The organism is Streptomyces sp. ATCC 21386 (assembly GCF_018728545.1).
Lineage (GTDB): Bacteria > Actinomycetota > Actinomycetes > Streptomycetales > Streptomycetaceae > Streptomyces.
Genome location: NZ_JAAVVL010000001.1, coordinates 2,227,144 through 2,248,689 on the forward strand (window position 1 = coordinate 2,227,144; position 21,546 = coordinate 2,248,689).

General features: G+C 70.6%; 20 protein-coding genes. 14 read left to right on the forward strand and 6 right to left on the reverse strand.

The genetic code is table 11. The features are described from left to right. Positions 1-312 precede the first annotated feature (312 nt). Positions 313-1,632: a D-arabinono-1,4-lactone oxidase gene (locus GWK25_RS09660; protein WP_215449370.1), complete on the reverse strand. Its 1,320-nt coding sequence runs from the start codon at positions 1,630-1,632 to the stop codon at positions 313-315. After that, on the reverse strand, positions 1,592-2,833 hold the full coding sequence (locus tag GWK25_RS09665; RefSeq protein ID WP_215449371.1) for an MFS transporter: 1,242 nt from the start codon (positions 2,831-2,833) through the stop codon (positions 1,592-1,594). The genes GWK25_RS09660 and GWK25_RS09665 overlap by 41 nt, the downstream gene beginning before the upstream one ends. A 149-nt stretch (positions 2,834-2,982) precedes the next feature. Here GWK25_RS09665 and GWK25_RS09670 point away from each other — a divergent pair, with 149 nt between their 5' ends. Both GWK25_RS09670 and GWK25_RS09675 read left to right on the forward strand, forming a co-directional pair. Then, positions 2,983-4,113: a ferrochelatase gene (locus GWK25_RS09670; RefSeq protein WP_215449372.1), complete on the forward strand. Its 1,131-nt coding sequence runs from the start codon at positions 2,983-2,985 to the stop codon at positions 4,111-4,113. An 8-nt stretch (positions 4,114-4,121) separates the two neighbouring features. Further along, positions 4,122-4,940 (forward strand): inositol monophosphatase family protein, encoded by an 819-nt coding sequence (locus GWK25_RS09675; protein WP_215449373.1) that lies wholly within the window; start codon positions 4,122-4,124, stop codon positions 4,938-4,940. 231 nt (positions 4,941-5,171) lie between these two features. Here the strand turns inward: GWK25_RS09675 and GWK25_RS09680 are convergent, their stop codons facing one another. After that, positions 5,172-5,345, reverse strand: coding sequence for a hypothetical protein (locus tag GWK25_RS09680; protein ID WP_184900211.1), 174 nt, complete (start codon positions 5,343-5,345; stop codon positions 5,172-5,174). 411 nt (positions 5,346-5,756) lie between these two features. Here GWK25_RS09680 and GWK25_RS09685 point away from each other — a divergent pair, with 411 nt between their 5' ends. The 4 genes from GWK25_RS09685 to GWK25_RS09700 all read left to right on the forward strand — a co-directional run bounded on the left by GWK25_RS09685 (position 5,757) and on the right by GWK25_RS09700 (position 9,352). Continuing rightward, positions 5,757-6,410: a response regulator transcription factor gene (locus GWK25_RS09685; RefSeq protein ID WP_009340866.1), complete on the forward strand. Its 654-nt coding sequence runs from the start codon at positions 5,757-5,759 to the stop codon at positions 6,408-6,410. 6 nt (positions 6,411-6,416) lie between these two features. Beyond that, positions 6,417-7,673 (forward strand): HAMP domain-containing sensor histidine kinase, encoded by a 1,257-nt coding sequence (locus GWK25_RS09690; protein WP_215449374.1) that lies wholly within the window; start codon positions 6,417-6,419, stop codon positions 7,671-7,673. Positions 7,674-8,079: 406 nt separating this feature from the next. Then, a complete protein-coding gene (locus GWK25_RS09695; RefSeq protein WP_005481602.1) occupies positions 8,080-8,376 on the forward strand; it encodes a DUF4193 domain-containing protein in 297 nt (98 codons plus the stop codon). A gap of 13 nt (positions 8,377-8,389) precedes the next feature. Next, positions 8,390-9,352, forward strand: coding sequence for a hypothetical protein (locus GWK25_RS09700; RefSeq protein ID WP_215449375.1), 963 nt, complete (start codon positions 8,390-8,392; stop codon positions 9,350-9,352). Positions 9,353-10,012: 660 nt separating this feature from the next. Here GWK25_RS09700 and GWK25_RS09705 read toward each other — a convergent pair. Then, positions 10,013-10,477 (reverse strand): DUF3093 domain-containing protein, encoded by a 465-nt coding sequence (locus GWK25_RS09705; protein ID WP_215449376.1) that lies wholly within the window; start codon positions 10,475-10,477, stop codon positions 10,013-10,015. A gap of 113 nt (positions 10,478-10,590) precedes the next feature. On the opposite strand from GWK25_RS09705, the gene GWK25_RS09710 reads away from it, so the two are divergent. The 7 genes from GWK25_RS09710 (at position 10,591) to GWK25_RS09740 (ending at position 17,354) form a co-directional block, all read left to right on the forward strand. Further along, a complete protein-coding gene (locus GWK25_RS09710; RefSeq protein WP_215449377.1) occupies positions 10,591-11,175 on the forward strand; it encodes a PaaI family thioesterase in 585 nt (194 codons plus the stop codon). Next, positions 11,172-11,720, forward strand: a complete 549-nt coding sequence (gene dut, locus GWK25_RS09715; protein WP_215449378.1) for a dUTP diphosphatase — start codon at positions 11,172-11,174, stop codon at positions 11,718-11,720. Before GWK25_RS09710 ends, dut begins: the two co-directional genes overlap by 4 nt. Before the next feature lies 1 nt (position 11,721). Then, positions 11,722-12,498 (forward strand): DUF3710 domain-containing protein, encoded by a 777-nt coding sequence (locus GWK25_RS09720; RefSeq protein ID WP_033525191.1) that lies wholly within the window; start codon positions 11,722-11,724, stop codon positions 12,496-12,498. A 192-nt stretch (positions 12,499-12,690) separates the two neighbouring features. Then, positions 12,691-15,333 carry a sensor histidine kinase KdpD gene (locus tag GWK25_RS09725; protein ID WP_215449380.1) on the forward strand — a complete coding sequence of 881 codons (2,643 nt, stop codon included), beginning with the start codon at positions 12,691-12,693 and terminating at the stop codon, positions 15,331-15,333. Positions 15,334-15,391: 58 nt separating this feature from the next. Next, positions 15,392-16,075 carry a response regulator gene (locus GWK25_RS09730; RefSeq protein WP_184900224.1) on the forward strand — a complete coding sequence of 228 codons (684 nt, stop codon included), beginning with the start codon at positions 15,392-15,394 and terminating at the stop codon, positions 16,073-16,075. Between the two features lie 118 nt (positions 16,076-16,193). Beyond that, complete coding sequence (locus GWK25_RS09735; protein ID WP_215449381.1) at positions 16,194-16,592, forward strand: OB-fold nucleic acid binding domain-containing protein; 399 nt, start codon at positions 16,194-16,196, stop codon at positions 16,590-16,592. 3 nt (positions 16,593-16,595) lie between these two features. Then, on the forward strand, positions 16,596-17,354 hold the full coding sequence (locus GWK25_RS09740; protein ID WP_184900226.1) for a DUF3159 domain-containing protein: 759 nt from the start codon (positions 16,596-16,598) through the stop codon (positions 17,352-17,354). 119 nt (positions 17,355-17,473) lie between these two features. Here GWK25_RS09740 and GWK25_RS09745 read toward each other — a convergent pair whose 3' ends face one another. Further along, positions 17,474-18,151, reverse strand: a complete 678-nt coding sequence (locus tag GWK25_RS09745; protein ID WP_184900230.1) for a TrkA family potassium uptake protein — start codon at positions 18,149-18,151, stop codon at positions 17,474-17,476. After that, positions 18,151-18,822: a TrkA family potassium uptake protein gene (locus tag GWK25_RS09750; protein WP_215449382.1), complete on the reverse strand. Its 672-nt coding sequence runs from the start codon at positions 18,820-18,822 to the stop codon at positions 18,151-18,153. The genes GWK25_RS09745 and GWK25_RS09750 overlap by 1 nt, the downstream gene beginning before the upstream one ends. A gap of 533 nt (positions 18,823-19,355) precedes the next feature. Here GWK25_RS09750 and GWK25_RS09755 point away from each other — a divergent pair. Continuing rightward, positions 19,356-21,443: an APC family permease gene (locus GWK25_RS09755; protein ID WP_215449384.1), complete on the forward strand. Its 2,088-nt coding sequence runs from the start codon at positions 19,356-19,358 to the stop codon at positions 21,441-21,443. Positions 21,444-21,546: the final 103 nt, after the last annotated feature.

Genomic DNA, 21,546 nt, shown 5'->3' on the forward strand with positions numbered 1-21,546 from the left:
CCTTGCCGAGTTGCCCGGCGTGTCGGGCGTGAGCCCGAGGTCGCCGTTATGGCACGGTTATCAATTCGCAACGCTAAGTGACGAACCTCATCACCCTGTGCAACGATCCCCCTCCCGGCGGTCCTCGAAGGCCCCGGACACCCTGGCGGGAGTCCGGACCCAGGGCTCGCAACAGTACTCCATTCGGGCCACTTGCGTGGATCGGCACGCCGCCCAACTTCTCATGGGAGACGTCAATACGCCGCCGGAACAGACCTTTTCGTGACCCCGGGAGGGACGTGCTTCACATGATCGCCAGACCCGTCCGCCCGGCTACGCCCCGAGCACGCGGCGCAAGTAGTCGTTCTGGAAACGCCGTTCGGGGTCGAGCCGGTCACGCAGCGCGGTGAACTCGCCGAAGCGGGGATAGACCTTGGCGAAGTAGTCCGTGTCCCGCGTGTGCACCTTGCCCCAGTGCGGCCGTCCCTCGTGTGCGGTGAAGATCCGCTCGGCGGCGGTGAAGTAGGCCTGATAGGGCGTGCCCCTGAACATGTGCACGGCGACATAGGCGCTCTCGCGGCCGGAGGCGGTGGAGAGCGTGATGTCGTCGGCCGGCGCGGTGCGCACCTCCACGGGGAAGCTGACGCGCAGCTTCGAACGGTCGACCATCGCCTTGAGCTCACGCAGCGTGTCCACGACGGCCTCGCGCGGAACGGCGAACTCCATCTCCACGAACCGCACTCGGCGCGGAGAAGTGAAGACCTTGTAGGGGATGTCGGTGTAGGTCCGCGCGGACAGGGCGCGGCTGGAGATCTGCGCGATCGTCGGTATGGTCGCGGGGACCGCCTGGCCGACCCAGTTGGCCACCTGGAAGACGCCGTTGGAGAGGAACTCGTCCTCGAACCAGCTGTTCAGCTGCGGTATCGGCTTCTCGGGGCCCGCGCTGCGGTTGTTGCGCTTGGTGTTGGTGTTGCCGGTGTGCGGGAACCAGTAGAACTCGAAGTGCTCGTTCTCGGCGTGCAGTTCGTCGAACTCGGCCAGCACCCGCTCGAACGGCATCGGTTCCTCGCGCGCCGTGAGCAGGAAGATCGGCTCCACGGCGAAGGTGATCGCCGTGACGATGCCGAGGGCGCCGATGCCGACCCGGGCGGCGGCGAACACGTCGGGGTTCTCCGTCGCGGAGCAGGTCAGCACCGACCCGTCGGCGGTGACCAGTTCGAGCCCCCGGATCTGGGCGGCGAGCGAGGCCGAGTCCCGGCCGGTGCCGTGGGTGCCGGTGCTGGTCGCGCCGGACACCGTCTGCTCCATGATGTCGCCCATGTTCGTGAGCGAGAGCCCCTCGCGCGCGAGAGCCACGTTGAGCCTCTTGAGCGGAGTGCCGGCGGCGACCGTGACGGTCATGGCCTCACGGTCGATCTTGCGTATGCCCGTCAGCAGTTGGGGGCGGACCAGTACGCCGTCGGTCGCGGCCGCGGCGGTGAACGAGTGGCCCGTGCCGACGGCCTTGACCCGGAGGTCCTCCTCGGCCGCCTTCCGTACGGCCGCGGCGAGTTCCTCGACGGTGGCCGGGGTGACCTCCCGTACGGGGCGGGAGGCTACATTCCCCGCCCAGTTACGCCACGTGCCGTTCTTGCCGATCACTGTGGTGCTCATGGGGCCCTCCCCGCCTTGGAGCCGGCCTGCGCAGCCGGCGGTACCCGAGAAAACCGACCGCGACCGCGACGGCCCCGGACGCCGCCGGAACCACATACCCCGCCTTCGCCCCGGCCGCGTCGATCACCCAGCCGGAGACCGAGGATCCGAGCGCCACCCCGACCGCGAGCCCGGTGCCCACCCAGGTCATGCCCTCGGTCAGTTGCGTGCGTGGTACGTGCTCTTCGATGAGGGACATCGTCGTGATCATCGTGGGTGCGATGGACAGACCCGCAAGGAAGAGCGCCACGGCCAGAAACGGCAAGTTTCCGACCAGTAGGAGGGGGATCATACTCACGGCCATGCCGCACACGCCCAGCAGCCATCGACGTTCCGCCGCCCCGGAGAAGCGCAGCAACCCGAAGACGATGCCGGCGGCGCAGGAACCGGCCGCGTAGAGGGCCAGGACCACGCTCGCGGCGGCCTTGTGGCCCCGCTCCTCGGCGAAGGCCACGGTGACCACGTCGACGGCTCCGAAGATCGCTCCGGTGGCCACGAACGTGGCCACCAGGACCTGCAGTCCGGGTGAACGCAGCGCCGAACGCCCCTTGTCGTGCCGCTCACGCGGGTGCGGCGCCGGCTCCGTGGCGCGCTGGGCCGTCAGCCAGAAGACCCCGGCCGCGAGGAAGCAGGCGGCGAGCAGCGGTCCGGCCTCCGGGAACCACGCCGTGGACAGCCCGATGGAGATGATCGGCCCGAAGATGAAGCACACCTCGTCGACGACCGACTCGAACGAGTACGCGGTGTGCAGTTGCGGGGTGTCCCGGTACAGCGCCGCCCAGCGCGCCCGGGTCATCGCCCCGAGGCTCGGCACACAGCCGATGCCGGCCGAGCAGAGGTAGAGCACCCAGTCCGGCCAGCCGTAGTGCGCGGCGACCAGGAGCCCCGCGGAGGCGGCCAGGGCCACGAGGGTCGCCGGACGCAGCACCCGCCGCTGCCCGTACTGGTCCACCAGACGGGAGATCTGCGGGCCGAGCACGGCGGCGGACAGGGCGATGGTCGCCGAGAGCGCGCCGGCCAGGCCGTACCGGCCGGTGAGCTGGGAGATCATGGTGACCACGCCGATGCCCATCATGGACAGCGGCATCCGGCCGAGGAGTCCCGCGGCGGTGAAGCCCTTGGTGCCGGGTGTGGCGAACAGGGCGGTGTAGGGGCTGGGCACGGGGGCTCCGGTCGTTCCGGGAAGCGGAGGGGTGAGTTCCTCGTAAGGCGCGAACTCCGTCGATACAGCTTACGAATGAGGTCACCCTAAGTCATCCTCGGGATGGGCCGGGATCCCGCCCGTCGGTGCCGGGTGGCAGGATCGGAGACATGCCACACGCGCACGACGCCACCCCCTACGACGCCCTGCTCCTGCTCTCCTTCGGCGGGCCGGAAGGCCCGGACGACGTGGTCCCGTTCCTGGAGAACGTGACACGGGGTCGAGGCATCCCCAAGGAGCGACTGAAGGAAGTCGGGCAGCACTACTTCCTGTTCGGCGGGGTCAGCCCCATCAACGACCAGAACCGCGCCCTGCTGGACGCCCTGCGCAAGGACTTCGCCGAGCACGGCCTGGACCTGCCGGTCTACTGGGGCAACCGCAACTGGGCGCCCTATCTGACCGACACCCTGCGCGAGATGGTCGCCGACGGCCGCCGCCGCATCCTGGTCCTCGCCACCAGCGCGTACGCCTCGTACTCGGGCTGCCGCCAGTACCGCGAGAACCTGGCCGACTCGCTCGCCGCCCTGGAGGCCGAGGGCCTGGAACTGCCGAGAATCGACAAGATCCGGCACTACTTCAACCACCCCGGCTTCCTGGAGCCCATGATCGACGGCGTCCTGGAGTCGCTCGCCGCCCTCCCCGACGACGTCCGCGACGGCGCCCACCTCGCCTTCTGCACACATTCCATCCCCACCGCCTCGGCGGACACCTCCGGCCCGGTCGAGGACCACGGGGACGGCGGCGCGTACGTCGCGGAGCACCTGGACGTCTCGAAACTCATCGCCGACGCGGTGCGCGAGCGGACCGGTGTCGAACACCCCTGGCAGCTCGTCTACCAGTCCCGTTCCGGCGCCCCGCACGTCCCGTGGCTGGAGCCGGACATCTGCGACCACCTCCAGGAGCGCCACGCGGCCGGTGTCCCGGCCGTCGTGATGGCACCCATCGGGTTCGTCTCGGACCACATGGAGGTCCTGTACGACCTCGACACCGAGGCCATGGCCAAGGGCGAGGAACTGGGCCTGCCCGTCCGCCGCTCGGCCACGGTGGGCGCCGACCCCCGGTTCGCCGCCGCCGTCCGCGACCTGGTACTGGAGCGAGCGGCGACCGAGCGCGGCGAGGACGCGGTCACCCCCTGCGCCCTCGGCACGCTCGGCGCGAGCCACCACCTGTGCCCGGTCGGCTGCTGCCCGGCCAGGACCCCCAGGCCCGCCGCCGCGGGCGTCGACAGCCCGTACGCGTGAGGAGCACCGTGACCGACCAGCCCGAGCGTCCGGACGGCCTGAAGGCCGAACTGCTGGAGATCGCCCTGGACGCCGCCCGCCGAGCGGGGGACTTCCTGCGCGACGGCCGGCCCGCCGATCTCGGCGTCGCCGCCACCAAGTCCAGCGCGGTCGACGTCGTGACCGAGATGGACATCGCTTCCGAGAAGCTGATCACCGGCCTGCTGGCCGAGCGCAGGCCGGACGACGGCGTGCTCGGCGAGGAGGGCGCCAGCGTCGCGGGCACCAGCGGCGTCCAGTGGGTCATCGACCCCCTCGACGGCACCGTCAACTACCTCTACGGACTGCCCAGTTGGGCCGTCTCCATCGCCGTCCGGGTGGACGGCGAGACGGTCGTGGGCGTGGTCCACGCCCCGGTGCGCGGCGAGACGTTCCGGGCCGTCCTCGGCGAGGGCGCGTTCCTGAACGACCGCCCCGCGCGCGTCCGACCCGCTCCGGAGCCGGAGCTGGCCCTCGTCGGCACCGGCTTCGGCTACCTGGCCGAGCGCCGGGCCAAGCAGGCCGACGTACTGCGCGAGCTGATCCCGCACGTCCGGGACATCCGGCGCGGCGGCTCGGCCGCGATCGACCTCTGCGACGTGGCCGTGGGCCGCCTCGACGCGTACTACGAGCGCGGTCTGAACCCGTGGGACTACGCGGCGGGGGACATCATCGCCAGGGAGGCGGGCGCCCTGACCGGTGGCCGCCCCGGAGAGCCCCTCTCGACCGACCTGACCGTCGCGGCCCCACCGGTCCTCTTCGAGGCCCTCCAGACCCGCCTGGACGCCTTGGGCGCCTGGCACGACTGAGTCCACACCGGAGCCACACCGGAAAAGGGCGCCCTTCGGCGAGTGAGCCGAAGGGGCGCGCCTGTGTCGAGACGGCGATCGCGCGCAGTGCCCGACGAAGGAGGGGCCGATCACGATCGCCGTCTCGACACAGGCACAAGCGCCCCGGAGGCGAACCGAGCCCTGAAAAAGCAGCGATCCCCCCGGTCTGGATCTGCCGGGGGGATCGCTGTCGTGCGTGCGGGCCGTGGATCAGACGCTCTGCGCGCCGACCTCCACACCGTGGTCGGCGGCGAGGCGGCGCAGGTCGTCGAGCTCGCCCTGCTCCACCTCGACGAGGAAGTCGTCGCCCTCGTCGCGAGCCCTGGTCAGGTCGGACTCGGTCGCCCTTATGCGCTGCAGAAGTCCTGCGGTGAATGCGTCCATGCTGCGCCCCCTCGTCCTGGGTCGTGGGTCGTTGGCACGGGGGTGTGCCGTTCGGAAGGGGCGATCACGTCTCCTGTGGATGCCCAGCGCCACCCCGGCCGGGCGGCGACGGTGCCGGACACCCACGCCCACTCTGCGGAAAAGCGGATCGGTGCCGCATGGTGGTGCGGCACAAGCAGAGCGTGATCGCGGGGTGTAAAGCCGTCCTCCCCTCGGTCTCTCGGACGGAAACCTCAACCGGACGAAAAAATCCCGCATTCCCGGTCGAGCGCCCCCGCTCTTCCCGCACGGGGTCGCCTTACAGCCGACTTACGGCCGAAAAAGGCAGGATGGAGGTCACACACCCACGAACACCCTGCCCGAGCGCGCCTGTGACGCGCTACGCGGGTGGACAGAGGAAGGACAAGCGACGTGCGCGTACTCGTCGTCGAGGACGAGCAGCTGCTCGCCGATGCGGTGGCCACCGGACTGCGCCGGGAGGCCATGGCCGTCGACGTCGTGTACGACGGTGCGGCCGCCCTGGAGCGCATCGGCGTCAACGACTACGACGTGGTCGTCCTCGACCGCGACCTCCCCCTCGTCCACGGCGACGACGTCTGCCGCAAGCTCGTCGAGCTCGGGCTGCCCACGCGCGTGCTGATGCTCACCGCGTCCGGCGACGTCAGCGACCGTGTCGAGGGCCTGGAGATCGGCGCCGACGACTATCTGCCCAAGCCCTTCGCGTTCAGCGAGCTCATCGCACGCGTGCGCGCCCTCGGCCGGCGGACGAGCGTGCCGCTGCCGCCCGTCCTGGAACGCGCCGGCATCAAGCTGGACCCGAACCGCCGCGAGGTCTTCCGCGACGGCAAGGAGGTCCAGCTCGCGCCGAAGGAGTTCGCGGTCCTGGAGGTGCTGATGCGCAGCGAGGGCGCCGTCGTCTCGGCGGAGCAGCTCCTGGAGAAGGCCTGGGACGAGAACACCGACCCGTTCACCAACGTCGTCCGCGTGACGGTCATGACGCTGCGCCGCAAGCTCGGCGAACCGCCGGTCATCGTCACCGTGCCCGGTTCCGGTTACCGGATCTGATCCGCCATGGCCACGACCCCCGCGCCCCCGCTGGCGCCCCCGAAACCCACCTGGGACCCCAGGCGGCCCCAGAATCCGCTCCCGTGGCTGCGCCCGACCATCCGGATACGGCTCACGCTGCTGTACGGCGGCATGTTCCTGATCGCCGGGATCCTGCTGCTGTCGATCATCTATCTGCTGGCCGCCCAGGCGGTGAACACGGGAAACGCGCCGCTGTTCAAGATCGTGGGCGGCACGGACATCAGCGTCACCAGCGAGAAGTGTCCCGCGGTGGACGCCGGCTCGACCAACGTGCGGCTCGCGGACTTCAACGCCGCGATCTCCGCCTGTATCGACGCCCAGCGCCAGGTGGCCCTGGACACCCTGCTGAGCCGGTCCCTGCTGGCGCTGCTCGGGCTCGCCGTGATCGCCTTCGCCTTCGGGTACGCGATGGCGGGCCGGGTCCTCGCGCCGCTCGGCCGGATCACCCGCACCGCGCGCGCGGTGGCCGGCTCCGACCTGTCCCGCCGTATCGAGCTGGACGGCCCGGACGACGAGCTGAAGGAGCTGGCGGACACCTTCGACGAGATGCTGGAGCGGCTCCAGCGGGCCTTCACGGCCCAGCAGCGGTTCGTCGGGAACGCCTCGCACGAGCTGCGGACACCCCTCGCGATCAACCGCACCCTCCTCGAAGTGCACCTCTCCGACCCGAACGCGCCGACCGAGCTGCAACAGCTGGGCAAGACGCTGCTGGCCACCAACGAGCGCAGCGAACAACTCGTCGAGGGTCTGCTGCTGCTCGCCCGCAGCGACAACCAGATCGTCGAGCGCAAGCCGGTGGACCTCGCCGAGGTCGCCTCCCGGGCCATCGACCAGGTGCGCTCCGAGGCGGAGGCCAAGAAGGTGGAGATCCGCGGGGAACGGGCCCCCGCGGTCGTGCAGGGCAACGGCGTGCTGCTGGAGCGGATCGCCCTGAACCTCGTCCAGAACGCCGTCCGGTACAACGTGCAGGGCGCGGACGGCTGGGTGGAGGTCACCACCGAGCTCCAGCACGGACATGCCCTGCTGGTGGTCACGAACACCGGGCCCGTGGTCCCGGCGTACGAGATCGACAACCTTTTCGAGCCGTTCCGGCGGCTGCGTACGGAACGCACGGGGAGCGACAAGGGGGTGGGCCTCGGCCTGTCGATCGTCCGCTCCGTGGCCCGCGCGCACGGCGGCCACATCGCCGCCCGGCCACGTGAAGGAGGAGGGCTCGTGATGCGTGTGACCCTTCCGGTCTGAGAAAATGACCTCCGGTTCCGGGACGTGTTCGCTTTGCGCGGAATTTCCCGGGCGCCTGATCGAAACGGTCGTGCACGACCGATGTGTGATCGATCACAAGGGCGATTTTCCAGCCATCTACCGAGCGTGATCATGAGGCCGTCGTAAAGCCGGGAAAATCCGGGTTTTCGGGGGTTGAGATCACGGGAAGTACATGCTGAGGCGCCTTTGAAATGCAGCCTCAGGACCGTGTACGGTCCCGTTCGCCATCCAAGCCGATCACTCTTGAGGGGTCCGGTTGGGTGTCGATTGAGTAACAGACCTTGATGTGAGGCAAAATCTCCGCCTCAGGTCGGGCACAAGTCCGGCCTCTCACGCGTTACGTGCGCTGGAGACACCGCAGACACCCAGAGGGGGAGAGCGCGACATGGCAACGGATTACGACACCCCACGCAAGACCGACGACGACGTCGACTCGGACAGCCTGGAAGAGCTCAAGGCTCGCCGGAACGACAAGTCGACGTCCGCCGTGGACGTAGACGAGTTCGAGGCCGCCGAAGGCCTGGAACTGCCCGGGGCCGACCTCTCGAACGAGGAGCTGGCCGTCCGGGTGCTGCCCAAGCAGCAGGACGAGTTCACCTGCATGAGCTGCTTCCTGGTGCACCACCGCAGCCAGCTGGCCCGCGAGAAGAACGGTCAGCCGATCTGCCGCGACTGCGACTGAGGCAGGGTCGGCCGTGACTGGCTCGACCCCTCCTTGGAAGCGCCGCGCCCGCAAGGGGGCGGACCAGGAGCCGTACGACGGCTCCGACGGCGTGCGTGACGACGAGCGGGGCTCCTCCGAACAGGGAGCGGCCTCGCTCGAACGTGCGTCCGGCGCGGCGTCGGGGAAGGCCACGGACGAGCAGGGACGCCTGCCCGTTCCGGTGGAGAATCCGGCGCCGGTCGCCAGACGGCGGGCGGCCGTCGCCGCCGTCCGGGACGGAGTGAAACAGGGCCTCAAGGCAGGGGCCCGCAAGAGCGGTGACCGGGCCCGCGCGGGGCTCGCGTACATCACCGACCGTGTCATCGAGATCGCCCCACGGATCCCCGTGCGCGATCTCGCGACCCTGCGCGCCCAGTTCCCGGGGCTGGGGCCCGAGCAGATCGCCGACAGGCTCGTCGCGGGGGCGGCCAACGCGACCTCCACGGTGGGGGCGGGTGTCGGGGCCGCGGCGATGCTGCCGGCGCCGCCCGCCATGCCCGCGGAGCTGGCCGCCGAGATCACCGGTGTCGCCGCGATCGAGCTGAAGCTCATCGCCGAGCTGCACGAGGTGTACGGGGTGCGGCCGCCCGGCAACCTGTTGCAGCGCAGCACCGCCTATCTGGACTCCTGGTCCGGTGAGCGCGGGATCGACGTGACCAAGCCGTCGACGATCAACTCGGCGCTCGGTGGACAGATGAAGCGGCAGCTGCGGCAGCAGATCATGAAGCGGATGGTGCGCAATCTGCCGAACCTGATGCCGTTCCTGGTCGGTGCCGCGGTGGGGGCGGTCATGAACCGCCGGGACACCAAGCACCTGGCCGAGCGGATCCGCAAGGACCTGCGGCGCATGCAGGTGCCGTGGGAGGCGTTGCCGGAACTGCCGCCGCTGGAGAAGCCGGTGGATCCTCTGACGATGGGGGAGCTGCCGAAGGAACTCGGCGGCGGTGACGCGTGACGCTGCCGGTCGGCTGTGAAGAGCGCCGATCCAGCGCGCGCCCCGATCGGCACCGCCGCCAGGCCGCTGTCGTGACTCATGGCCGTTGCGGCGGGAAGAACGTGGCCTGAGGGACGGACCGGGCAGAAGGAAGGGCCGGGTTGACCGCAGGGCCGGGCCGGCGGTCGGGCCTGGTCCGGCCGCAGGGCCCGGACCGGAGCGTCGGATCTGGACCGGCCCGTGGGGCCTGGACCGGCCGAGGGGCGGCTCGTGGGAGGGGCTGGCGCGGCGGCCGAGGGCTTCTCGGCGGTAAGAGTTCAGTAGGGAACCCCGCGCGCCGCACGGCTGTGCGGGTCGGCGACGGGGCCGCTCCACCGCCGCGATTCTGTTTCGAGCCGGGTGACCGGCCGCGCGCTGCGAGCCGCCATGTTCGTCCACCGCCGAGCGGCTCGCCGTGTCGCCGTGCGCAGCCTCGTCGACCGATGAGCCGCCGGACCCGGCGCGCGGGTGCCGCCGGGAGTGGCTGGGTGACCGACCGTCGGCCGTGTTGGGCTGTGCGTGGCCGACAGCTCGTGCGCTGCACGCGGCGTCGGTCCGGGAGCCGTGACCTGCGGCGCCGTGTGTCATCGGTCAGCAGGTCGCGTGCGGGGCCGCCGTGCCGGTCGGACCGCTGGACGCTCGCTACGCCGTCGTCTTCTTCGCCGCTGCCAGGGCCGCGACCACGGCCTCGGGGTTTCGGGTGGACAGGTAGACGTAGGGGGTCGGGTCGTCCGGGTCGGTGATCGGGATGCGGAGGGCCGTCGGGATGTAGGCGCGCAGGAGCATGAAGGCGTGGGGGTTGGCCTTGTGCGTGCGCCAGGCCTGGGCTTCCGCCCGGTCCAGGATCTCCGGTTCGCCGAGGGCGCTCACCGGGATCTTCGCCTCGCCCGCGATCAGGGAGTCGCCGACGACACGGATGCGGATCGAGCCGTAGGAACTGGTGACGACCGCCGCGATCGCGGTCCCGCCCACTAGGCCCCCCAGCAGGGGGAGCGTGCCGAACGGCAGCATGACCAGGGCCATCGAGACGCCGACCAGGAGGCAGACGAGCCACCAGGTGCGGGGAGCCGTGAGCCGTTCTTCGTACGGCGGGACGGAGAGCTGCATGGCGTCAAGCTTGGCACGCGGACCCTCCGGCCCCGGACTTAGGGGCGTCCGAGGGGAAACCCTGCCCGTAGGGGCGATGGCCGGACGCTGACGGACGGGTAAGGTCTGCGGCTGTGAGAGGTACTTCCGCGGCCCTGCGGCCCCCGGCGGACGCCACGGCGCCCGTACGCCATCCCGAGGCACCCGCCCCCGGCGAGCTGCTCGGCGCGCACTACGGGCAGTGTTTCGGCTGTGGTGGCGAGCAGCCCCACGGGCTGCACCTGGAGGCCAGGGCCGGCGAAGGCGTCACTCTCACCGCCGAGTTCACCGTGCGGCCCGCGCACCAGGGCGCCCCGGGACTGGCCCACGGCGGGGTCCTGGCCAGCGCTCTGGACGAGACCCTCGGCTCCCTCACCTGGCTGCTGCGCACCATCGCGGTGACCGGGCGCCTGGAGACCGACTTCCTGCAGCCCGTCCCCGTGGGGGCCGTACTGCATCTGCGGGCCGAGGTCACGGCCGTGGCCGGGCGGAAGATCTTCGCGCGGGCCGAGGGACGTGTCGGGAGCCCCGAGGGACCGTTGGCCGTCCGAGCCGACGCGCTCTTCGTCGAGGTCAAGGTCGACCACTTCATCGACCACGGCCGCGAGGAGGAGATCCAGGCGGCCATGAAGGACCCGGACCAGGTCCGGCGGGCCCGAGCCTTCGAGGTGAACCCGTGAGCGGCGGCCGTCCACCTCTCGAGGTCCTCGTCCGGCGCGTCGACCCCGACGTGCCGCTGCCGGACTACGCGCGGCCCGGTGACGCGGGCGCCGATCTGCGCACCACGGAGAGCCGGGAGTTGCAGCCCGGTGAACGGGCCGTGCTGCCCACAGGGGTGTCCATCGCGCTCCCCGAGGGGTACGCGGCCTTCGTGCACCCACGCTCCGGTCTCGCCGCCCGCTGCGGCGTCGCCCTGGTGAATGCCCCGGGGACGGTTGATGCCGGGTACCGTGGGGAGATCAAGGTGATCGTGGTGAATCTCGACCCGTATGAAGCCGTACGGTTCGAGCGCTTCGACCGGATTGCCCAACTGGTCGTCCAGCAGGTCGAGAAGGTGCGCTTCCAAGAGGTGGCGGAGCTTCCCGACTCGGCGCGGGCCGAGGGGGGCTTCGGGTCCACCGGCGGTCACGCCGCCGTGGACGGAGCAAGCGGCACAAGCAGCACAAGCGGCACAACGGGTGGGAATCGATACGCTTCGGTCGTATCCGACCGGGAAGGACAGTGACGTGTTCGGACGTCGCAAGAAGAAGGGTTCCGCTGAGGACGCGGCGGACGCGGCGAGCGAGGCCGAGCAGGTCGACGGCGTTGCCGGGGAAGCCGACGCTGAGGCGGACGTCGAGCGGGAGCGCGTGCGGCTCGAGCCCGAGCCCCGGCCGGACGGGCCGTGGGACAGCTCCGAGGTGCGCGAGCCCGGCGAGGGCCGGGTCGACCTCGGGGGCATCTTCGTGCCCGGAGTCGACGGCATGGAGCTGCGGGTGGAGGTCGCCGGTGACGCGATCGTCGCCGCGACCGTCGTGCTGCGCGACAGCGCGGTCCAGCTGCAGGCCTTCGCCGCGCCCAAGCGCGAGGGCATCTGGGGCGAGGTCCGCGAGGAGATCGCCTCCGGCATCACGCAGCAGGGCGGGGTCATCGACGAGGTCGAGGGTCCGCTGGGCTGGGAGCTGCGCGCTCAGGTGCCGGTGCAGCTGCCGGACGGCACGGGTGGCTTCCAGGTGGTCCGCTTCGTCGGTGTGGACGGGCCCCGTTGGTTCCTGCGCGGAGTGATCTCCGGGCGGGGCGCGGTGGAGCCGCAGACCGCCGGGCTGCTGGAGCAGATCTTCCGGGACACGGTCGTCGTCCGCGGTGAGGGCCCCATGGCTCCGCGTGACCCGATCGTCCTGAAGCTGCCGAACGACGCGCAGATGGTCCCCGAGGGGGTCCAGCAGGAGGAGCAGGCCGGTTCCCGCTTCTCCGGCGGCATGGGACAGCTGCAGCGCGGGCCGGAGATCACCGAGGTCCGCTAGCCGTTCCGGCCGAGGCCGTCCGGGAACTGCGGGTCCGCGCGACCGGTCGCGCAGTTTCCCGTGCCCCTCGGGGCGTCGGCGTCAGAGTTGTGTCAAAGAGGCGGCCCCCGGCCAACTCTGTCCTTTTTGCCGTGATTGTTGGCCGTAAGGTCGACGCTGCGTGGGCAGTGTTCACGGGAAGACAATGGGGACATGGGACGCGGAAAGCTCCGGATCTACCTCGGTGCGGCACCGGGCGTCGGCAAGACGTACGCGATGCTGTCCGAAGCGCACCGCCGGATCGAACGCGGCACCGACTGCGTGGTGGCCGTCGTGGAGCATCACGGCCGGCCGCGCACCGAGGTGATGCTGCACGGACTGGAGCAGATCCCGCGCCGGACCCTGGACTACCGGGACGCGGTCTTCACCGAGATGGACGTGGACGCCGTGCTCGCCCGGCGGCCCCGGGTCGCCCTCGTGGACGAGCTGGCCCACACCAACGTGCCCGGGTCCCGCAACGACAAGCGCTGGCAGGACGTCGAGGACCTGCTCGCCGCCGGTGTCGACGTGGTCTCGACCGTCAACATCCAGCACCTGGAGTCGCTCGGTGACGTCGTCGAGTCCATAACCGGTGTACGGCAGCGCGAGACCGTGCCCGACGAGGTGGTGCGGCGGGCGGACCAGATCGAGCTGGTGGACATGTCGCCGCAGGCGCTCCGGCGACGGATGGCGCACGGCAACGTCTACCAGCCGGACAAGGTCGACGCCGCCCTGTCGAACTACTTCCGGCCCGGGAACCTGACCGCACTGCGGGAGCTGGCGCTGCTGTGGGTGGCGGACCGGGTCGACGAGTACCTCAACGCCTACCGCAGCGAGCACCAGGTGTCGCGGATATGGGGCTCCCGCGAGCGGATCGTGGTCGGGCTGACCGGCGGCCCCGAAGGGCGGACCCTGCTGCGGAGAGCCGCCCGGCTCGCCGAGAAGGGCGCGGGCGGCGAGGTCATGGCCGTCTACATCGCCCGCAGCGACGGGCTGACCTCCGTCTCGCCCAAGGAACTCGCCGTCCAGCGCACCCTCGTCGAGGACCTCGGCGGCACCTTCCACCACGTCGTCGGCGACGACATCCCCGCCGCGCTGCTGGCCTTCGCGCGCGGGGTGAACGCCACCCAGATCGTGCTCGGCGTCTCGCGCCGCAAGAGCTGGCAGTACGTCTTCGGGCCGGGCGTCGGCGCCACCGTCGCCCGGGACTCCGGGCCCGACCTGGACGTCCACCTGATCACGCACGACGAGGCGGGCAAGGGGCGCGGGCTGCCCGTCGCCCGGGGTGCACGGCTCGGCCGGGCCCGGACGATCTGGGGCTGGCTGGTGGGGACGGCCGGGCCGCTGCTGCTCGCGCCGGTGCTGGCCAACTTCGAGACCGACCTCGGTCTCGCCAACGACATGCTGCTCTTCCTGACGCTCACGGTGGCCGCGGCCCTGCTCGGCGGTCTGCTGCCCGCCCTGGCCGCGGCCGTGCTGGGCTCGCTGCTGCTCAACTGGTTCTTCACCCCGCCGGTGCACACACTGACGATCGACGACCCGACGAACATCGTCGCCATCGTGGTCTTCATAGGGGTCGCGGTGGCGGTGGCCTCCGTGGTGGACCTCGCGGCCCGGCGCACGCACCAGGCGGCCAGGCTGCGCGCCGAGTCGGAGATCCTGTCCTTCCTCGCGGGCAGTGTGCTGCGGGGGGAGACGAGCCTGGAGGCACTCCTCGAACGGGTGCGCGAAACCTTCGGGATGGAGTCGGTCGCCCTGCTGGAGCGCGAGAGCGAGGTCGACCCGTGGACCTGCGCGGGCAGCGTGGGCCCCCGGCAGATGGACCGGCCCGAGGCCGCGGACGTGGACATGCCGGTCGGCGACCACATGGCGCTCGCCCTCTCCGGCCGCGTCCTGCCCGCCGAGGACCGCCGGGTGCTGGCCGCGTTCGCCGCCCAGGCCGTGGTCGTCCTGGACCGTCGGCGTCTTCAGCAGGAGGCCGACCAGGCCAAGGCGCTGGCCGAGGGCAATCGCATCCGCACCGCGCTGCTCGCCGCCGTCAGCCACGACCTGCGCACCCCGCTGGCCGGCATCAAGGCCGCCGTGTCGTCCCTGCGCTCCGACGACGTGGCCTGGTCGGAGGAGGACGAGGCCGAACTGCTCGCAGGGATCGAGGACGGCGCCGACCGGCTCGACCACCTCGTGGGCAACCTCCTCGACATGTCCCGGCTGCAGACCGGCACGGTCACCACCCTGATCCGCGAGATCGACCTCGACGAGGTGGTGCCCATGGCGCTCGGCGGCGTCCCCGAGGGCAGCGTCGGGCTGGAGATACCCGAGAGCCTGCCCATGGTCGCCGTCGACCCCGGGCTGTTGGAGCGCTCGGTCGCCAACATCGTCGAGAACGCCGTCAAGTACAGCCCGCCCGGTATGCCCGTCCAGGTCTCCGCGAGCGCCCTCGGCGGCCGCGTCGAGGTCCGGGTCACCGACCGCGGGCCCGGCGTCCCCGACGAGGCCAAGGACCGAATCTTCGCCCCCTTCCAGCGCCATGGCGACGCCCCGCGCGGGGCCGGCGTCGGCCTGGGTCTCGCCGTCGCCCGTGGCTTCGCCGAGGCCATGGGCGGCACGCTCGACGCCGAGGACACCCCCGGCGGCGGACTCACCATGGTGCTGACCGTGAGGGCGGCACAGAACGGCTCCGGGCCCGTCACGGCCTCTTCGTCGGGCACCGACCCGGCCGTGGACACGTCTACATCGGCGGACGCCGTCCCGTCGGCGGGCCCGCCCGCCGACGCACCGGTCGGCGCGGCCACATCGGCAGAGAGGCGAACCACATGAGGCGGCAGCTGATGCGACACCTGCGGCGGCGGCTGGGGCGACACCTGAGGCGGGCCGTATGACCAGAGTGCTCGTGGTCGACGACGAGCCGCAGATCGTGCGTGCGCTCGTGATCAACCTGAAGGCCCGCAAGTACGAGGCCGACGCCGCCCACGACGGGGCGAGCGCGCTCGCCCTGGCCGCGGCCCGGCACCCCGACGTCGTCGTCCTCGACCTCGGACTGCCCGACATGGACGGCGTCGAGGTGATCAAGGGACTCCGCGGCTGGACCAGGGTGCCGATCATCGTGCTCTCCGCCCGGCACACCTCCGACGAGAAGGTCGAGGCCCTCGACGCGGGCGCCGACGACTACGTCACCAAGCCCTTCGGCATGGACGAGCTGCTCGCCCGGCTGCGGGCCGCCGTCCGCCGCGCGGAGCCCGTGGGCGGCGAGGACGGCGACGTGATCGTGGAGACGGACGACTTCACCGTCGACCTGGCCGCGAAGAAGGTGAACCGGGACGGCAGGGACGTCCGGCTGACCCCCACCGAGTGGCACCTGCTGGAGGTGCTGGTCCGCAACACCGGACGCCTGGTCAGCCAGAAGCAGCTGCTCCAGGAGGTGTGGGGGCCCTCGTACGGCACCGAGACCAACTATCTGCGGGTCTACATGGCGCAGCTGCGGCGCAAGCTGGAGGGCGACCCTTCCCGGCCCAGGCATTTCATCACCGAGGCGGGGATGGGTTACCGCTTCGAGAAGTGAGACGCCGGGACGCGAGACGCCGGACGCGAGACGTCCTGACGCGAGACGCAGCGTTGCGGCCGGGCGGCCCATGTACGGGGGTGCTGGACTGTCGGCGGGCCCCGGTACGCTTTTTGTCATGAGTGCTGTTCCTCGTTCCGAGAAGCCGGCGGGCCGGTTCCGGCGCATGCTCGGCCGGCTCTCCTCGTCCCAGACGGACCTGGAGTCGGAGGAGCTGCGCGAGGACGCGGACACCGCCGGCTGCACGCGCATATGTGACTGTCACGACCGACAGGTGGTGACCGTTACTGGTACCTTGCGCACGGTCACGCTGCGCCCCCGGGCGGGTGTCCCGGCGCTGGAGGCCGAGCTGTTCGACGGTTCGGCCGCCCTGGACGTCGTGTGGCTCGGCAGACGCTCCATCGTCGGGATAGAGCCGGGGCGCAAGCTGATCGCATCCGGCCGGATCTCGATGAGCCGGGGCCGTAGGGTGCTGTTCAATCCGAAGTACGAACTCAGACCGCTCGGACGGGAGTAGCCGGTGACGTCGCTCGACAAGCCGACGGAAGACGCCCAGCGCGGCGTCCAGGACGCCGAGGGCGGACAGGACGGCTCGCACGACTCCAGGGCGGTGACGGAGGCCGCGCTGTTCGAGGCGTTCGGTGGCGTGCGCGGCATGGTCGAGACCGTGCTCCCGGGCCTGCTCTTCGTCTCCATCTACACGATCAACAAGGATCTGCACTCGGCGGCCCTCGCGGCCCTCGGTGTCTCCGTCCTGCTGGTCGTGGTGCGGCTGGTCATGAAGGACACCGTCAAGCACGCCTTCAGCGGTGTCTTCGGGGTCGCCTTCGGTGTGGTCTTCGCGATGATGACCGGCAACGCCAAGGACTTCTATCTGCCGGGCATGCTCTACACGCTGGGCCTCGGCTGCGCGTACATCATCACGACGCTGGCCGGTGTGCCGCTGATCGGCCTGATGCTCGGCCCGGTCTTCAAGGAGAACCTGTCCTGGCGGACCCGCAACCCCGGGCGCAAGAAGGCGTACGCGAAGGCGAGTTACGCCTGGGGCGCGATCCTGCTCGGCAAGTGCGCCATCCTCTTCCCGCTGTACTGGTGGGCCGACACCACACAGCTGGGCTGGGTCCTCATCGCCCTGAAGATCCCGCCGTTCCTGCTCGCGGTCTGGCTGACCTGGATCTTCCTGGCCAAGGCGCCCGCCCCGATCGACGTGTTCGCCGAGATGGAGGCCGAGGAGCGGGCGGCGGAGGAGCGGAAGGCCGCGGCGCGGGCCGGGGACTAGGCACCCCGGGCTGGTGCGGGCCCCGCGGGGCTGCGCCACCGGGCCCCGCTTCGCCCGGTACGTACGTGATGGGGCGCCCGGAAGCCTCCGGGCGCCCCATCGTCGTCGCACACCCCGCGTCAGCTCGTCGCGTCCTCGCGCCGTACCGACAGCAGGTCCTCCAACTGCTCCTCCCGCGCCTGCGCGGCCACGAAAAGGAGCTCGTCGCCCGCCTCCAGGGAATCGTCCGAGGTCGGGGTGAGGACCCGGGTGCCGCGGATGATCGTGACCAGGGAGGTGTCCTCCGGCCACTCGACCTCACCGACCTGGGTGCCGGCCAGGGCCGACTCGGGCGGCAGGGTCAGCTCGACCAGGTTGGCGTCGCCGTGGCTGAATCGGAGCAGCCGGACCAGGTCGCCGACGCTCACGGCCTCCTCGACCAGCGCCGACATCAGCCGGGGAGTCGACACGGCCACGTCCACGCCCCAGGACTCGTTGAACAGCCACTCGTTCTTGGGGTTGTTGACGCGGGCGACGACCCGCGGAACGCCGTACTCCGTCTTCGCCAGGAGGGAGACGACCAGGTTGACCTTGTCGTCCCCGGTCGCGGCGATGACGACGTTGCAGCGCTGGAGCGCCGCCTCGTCCAGGGACGTGATCTCGCAGGCGTCGGCCAGCAGCCACTCCGCCAGGGGCACGCGCTCGACCGAGATGGCGGTCGGCGCCTTGTCGACGAGAAGGACCTCGTGGCCGTTCTCCAGCAGTTCGCCCGCGATCGAGCGGCCGACCGCTCCGGCTCCGGCAATGGCGACCCTCATCAGTGACCGCCCTCCTCGTCGGGGCCCTCGGCGAAGGACGCCTCGACCTTCTCCACGTCGTCCGTCCGCATCATCACATGCACGAGGTCACCCTCCTGCAGCACCGTCTGCGAGGTCGGCAGGATCGCCTCGCCCAGGCGGGTCAGGAAGGCGACACGGACACCGGTCTCCTCCTGCATCTTGCTGATCTTGTGGCCCACCCACGCCGACGAGGCGTGCACCTCGGCGAGCTGGACGCCGCCGGTGGGATCGCGCCACAGCGGTTCGGCCCCGGCCGGCAGCAGCCGACGGAGCATCTGGTCGGCGGTCCAGCGGACCGTGGCGACCGTCGGAATGCCCAGGCGCTGGTAGACCTCGGCCCGGCGCGGGTCGTAGATCCGTGCCGCCACGTTCTCGATGCCGAACATCTCGCGGGCGACCCGGGCGGCGATGATGTTGGAGTTGTCGCCGCTGGAGACGGCGGCGAACGCGCCCGCCTCCTCGATGCCCGCCTCGCGCAGGGTGTCGCGGTCGAAGCCGACACCGGTGACGCGTCGGCCGCCGAAACCCGAGCCCAGACGACGGAAGGCCGTGGGGTCCTGGTCGATCACGGCGACCGTGTGCCCCTGTTGCTCCAGGGTCTGGGCGAGGGTGGAACCCACTCGCCCGCAGCCCATGATGACGATGTGCACGACCGTCCTTCCGGTGTCAATAGCTACTGTTCAGCCGAAACGTCGAAAACAGGGTCTCAGACCGTCGCCCAAGCTACACACGCACGGTCCGCCGGGGGCACCCCCGTGCACCCACGGGTCGCATCGACGGGTCACATCGTGGGACTTCGCCGGCTGATCCGGCGGACACTGGCCCTCGTCAGCAAGCCGAGTCCGACGAGGGAGGCGAGAGCGCCGATCAGCTCAGCGGTCGCGGCCTGCATGGGGCCTCCAGGGAGTAGGTAGAGGGGGCGAGAACGTCATGGGTTCCGTCGGATGCCCGGTACACACGCGGTACACGGGCACGTGCACGGGATCCACTGGGTTCCTCAGGGCGACGGGATCCCTCATCTCGACGGGATTCGTCATACAGACGTAAGGACGCAGCCCATCACACCGGAGGATGCGTGACGTGACGCACTTCGCAGTCGTCGGCGGTCCGATTTCACCCCGGGGCCCGCCGGGATTTCACCCGGATGTGCCCAGAACCAGCCGGGGCGCTTACGATCCTCTGCGTGTCCAAACTGACCGACGTGCCCAAACGGATTCTGATCGGGCGCGCTCTGCGCAGCGACCGGCTGGGTGAAACGCTCCTGCCGAAGCGCATCGCACTCCCCGTCTTCGCATCCGACCCGCTCTCGTCCGTGGCGTACGCACCCGGCGAGGTGCTGCTGGTCCTCTCCATCGCGGGCGTGTCGGCCTACCACTTCAGCCCCTGGATCGCCGTCGCGGTCGTCGTGCTGATGTTCACCGTGGTGGCGTCCTACCGGCAGAACGTGCACGCCTACCCGAGCGGTGGCGGCGACTACGAGGTGGCGAACACCAACCTCGGCCCCAGGGCCGGCCTCACCGTCGCCAGCGCGCTCCTCGTGGACTACGTCCTCACCGTCGCCGTGTCCATCTCCTCCGGCGTGGAGAACCTCGGCTCGGCCGTCCCCTTCTTCGTCGAGCACAAGGTCCTGTGCGCGATCGGCATCATCGTGCTGCTCACGCTGATGAACCTGCGCGGGGTGAAGGAGTCCGGGAAGCTCTTCGCGATCCCGACCTACGTCTTCGTCGTCGGCGTCTTCACGATGATCGCCTGGGGCGCGTTCCGCGGACTGGTCCTCGACGACACGATGCGGGCGCCCACCGCCGACCTGGAGATCAAGGCCGAGCATCAGGGGCTCGCCGGCTTCGCGCTGGTCTTCCTGCTGCTGCGTGCCTTCTCCTCCGGCTGTGCCGCGCTCACCGGTGTCGAGGCGATCTCCAACGGCGTCCCCGCCTTCCGTAAGCCCAAGTCCAGGAACGCGGCCACCACTCTGGCCCTGATGGGCTTCTTCGCCGTCACCATGTTCTGCGGCATCATCGGCCTCGCCATGGCCACCAACGTGCGGATGGCCGAGAACCCGGCTGCCGACCTGCTGCGCGACGGCACCCCGGTCGGCGACTCCTACGTCCAGAACCCGGTGATCTCCCAGGTCGCGGCGGCCGTCTTCGGCGACGGCACCTTCTTCTTCGTCGTCCTGGCCGCCGCCACCGCGCTGGTCCTCTTCCTGGCCGCGAACACCGCGTACAACGGCTTCCCGCTGCTGGGCTCGATCCTCGCCCAGGACCGCTACCTCCCGCGCCAGTTGCACACCCGCGGCGACCGTCTCGCCTTCTCCAACGGCATCGTGCTCCTCGCGGGCGCCGCCGTGCTCCTGGTGTGGATCTACGGCGCCGACTCCACGCGTCTGATCCAGCTCTACATCGTGGGCGTCTTCGTCTCCTTCACGCTCAGCCAGACGGGCATGGTCCGGCACTGGAACCGCCATCTGCGCACCGAGAAGGACCCGGCCAAGCGGCGCCACATGGTCCGCTCCCGAGCGATCAACACCTTCGGTGCTTTCTTCACCGGGCTGGTCCTGATCGTCGTGCTCGGCACCAAGTTCACGCACGGAGCCTGGGTGGCCCTGCTCGGCATGGTGATCTTCTACGCGACGATGACGGCCATCCGTAAGCACTACGACCGGGTCGCCGCGGAGATCGCGGCACCGGACGGCCCGAGCGACGACGTCGTCCGGCCGTCCCGGGTCCACTCGGTGGTCCTGATCTCCAAGATCCATCGGCCCACCCTGCGCGCCCTCGCCTACGCCAAACTGCTGCGCTCCCACACGCTGGAGGCGCTCAGCGTCAACGTCGACCCGGCGGAGACCAAGGCGCTCCAGGAGGAGTGGACGCGGCGTGGCATCGACGTGCCGCTGAAGGTCCTCGACTCGCCGTACCGCGAGGTCACGCGGCCCGTGATCGAGTACGTCAAGGGGCTGCGCAAGGAGTCCCCGCGCGACGCGGTGTCGGTGATCATCCCAGAGTACGTGGTCGGCCACTGGTACGAGCACCTGCTGCACAACCAGAGCGCACTCCGGCTCAAGGGCCGCTTGCTCTTCACGCCGGGTGTCATGGTGACCTCCGTGCCCTATCAGCTGGAGTCCTCCGAGGTCGCCAAGCGCCGGGCGCGCAAGCGGCAGGACTGGAGCGCGCCGGGGTCCGTACGGCGCGGTCCGGCGAACGAGCGCCCCAAGGAGTCATCGGCCAAGACTTCGGGCAAGTCCCCGGACAAGTCCTCGGCCGACAAGAGCTGACCCCGGCGAAGCCGGGGCTCGCCCGCGAGCCGCCGCTCGTGGTCAACGGTCGGAGAGCACCCACGTAGACTGGTGGGCTGTTGTCCGGCCGTTTCCGCTTTCC

Bases quoted from the DNA above. Each gene is read 5' to 3' on its own strand.
- GWK25_RS09660 (WP_215449370.1), bottom strand. From the start codon at position 1,632: ATGAGCACCACAGTGATCGGCAAGAACGGCACGTGGCGTAACTGGGCG.
- GWK25_RS09670 (WP_215449372.1), top strand. From the start codon at position 2,983: ATGCCACACGCGCACGACGCCACCCCCTACGACGCCCTGCTCCTGCTC.
- GWK25_RS09680 (WP_184900211.1), bottom strand. From the start codon at position 5,345: ATGGACGCATTCACCGCAGGACTTCTGCAGCGCATAAGGGCGACCGAG.
- GWK25_RS09690 (WP_215449374.1), top strand. From the start codon at position 6,417: ATGGCCACGACCCCCGCGCCCCCGCTGGCGCCCCCGAAACCCACCTGG.
- GWK25_RS09695 (WP_005481602.1), top strand. From the start codon at position 8,080: ATGGCAACGGATTACGACACCCCACGCAAGACCGACGACGACGTCGAC.
- GWK25_RS09705 (WP_215449376.1), bottom strand. From the start codon at position 10,477: ATGCAGCTCTCCGTCCCGCCGTACGAAGAACGGCTCACGGCTCCCCGC.
- GWK25_RS09725 (WP_215449380.1), top strand. From the start codon at position 12,691: ATGGGACGCGGAAAGCTCCGGATCTACCTCGGTGCGGCACCGGGCGTC.
- GWK25_RS09730 (WP_184900224.1), top strand. From the start codon at position 15,392: ATGACCAGAGTGCTCGTGGTCGACGACGAGCCGCAGATCGTGCGTGCG.
- GWK25_RS09735 (WP_215449381.1), top strand. From the start codon at position 16,194: ATGAGTGCTGTTCCTCGTTCCGAGAAGCCGGCGGGCCGGTTCCGGCGC.
- GWK25_RS09745 (WP_184900230.1), bottom strand. From the start codon at position 18,151: ATGAGGGTCGCCATTGCCGGAGCCGGAGCGGTCGGCCGCTCGATCGCG.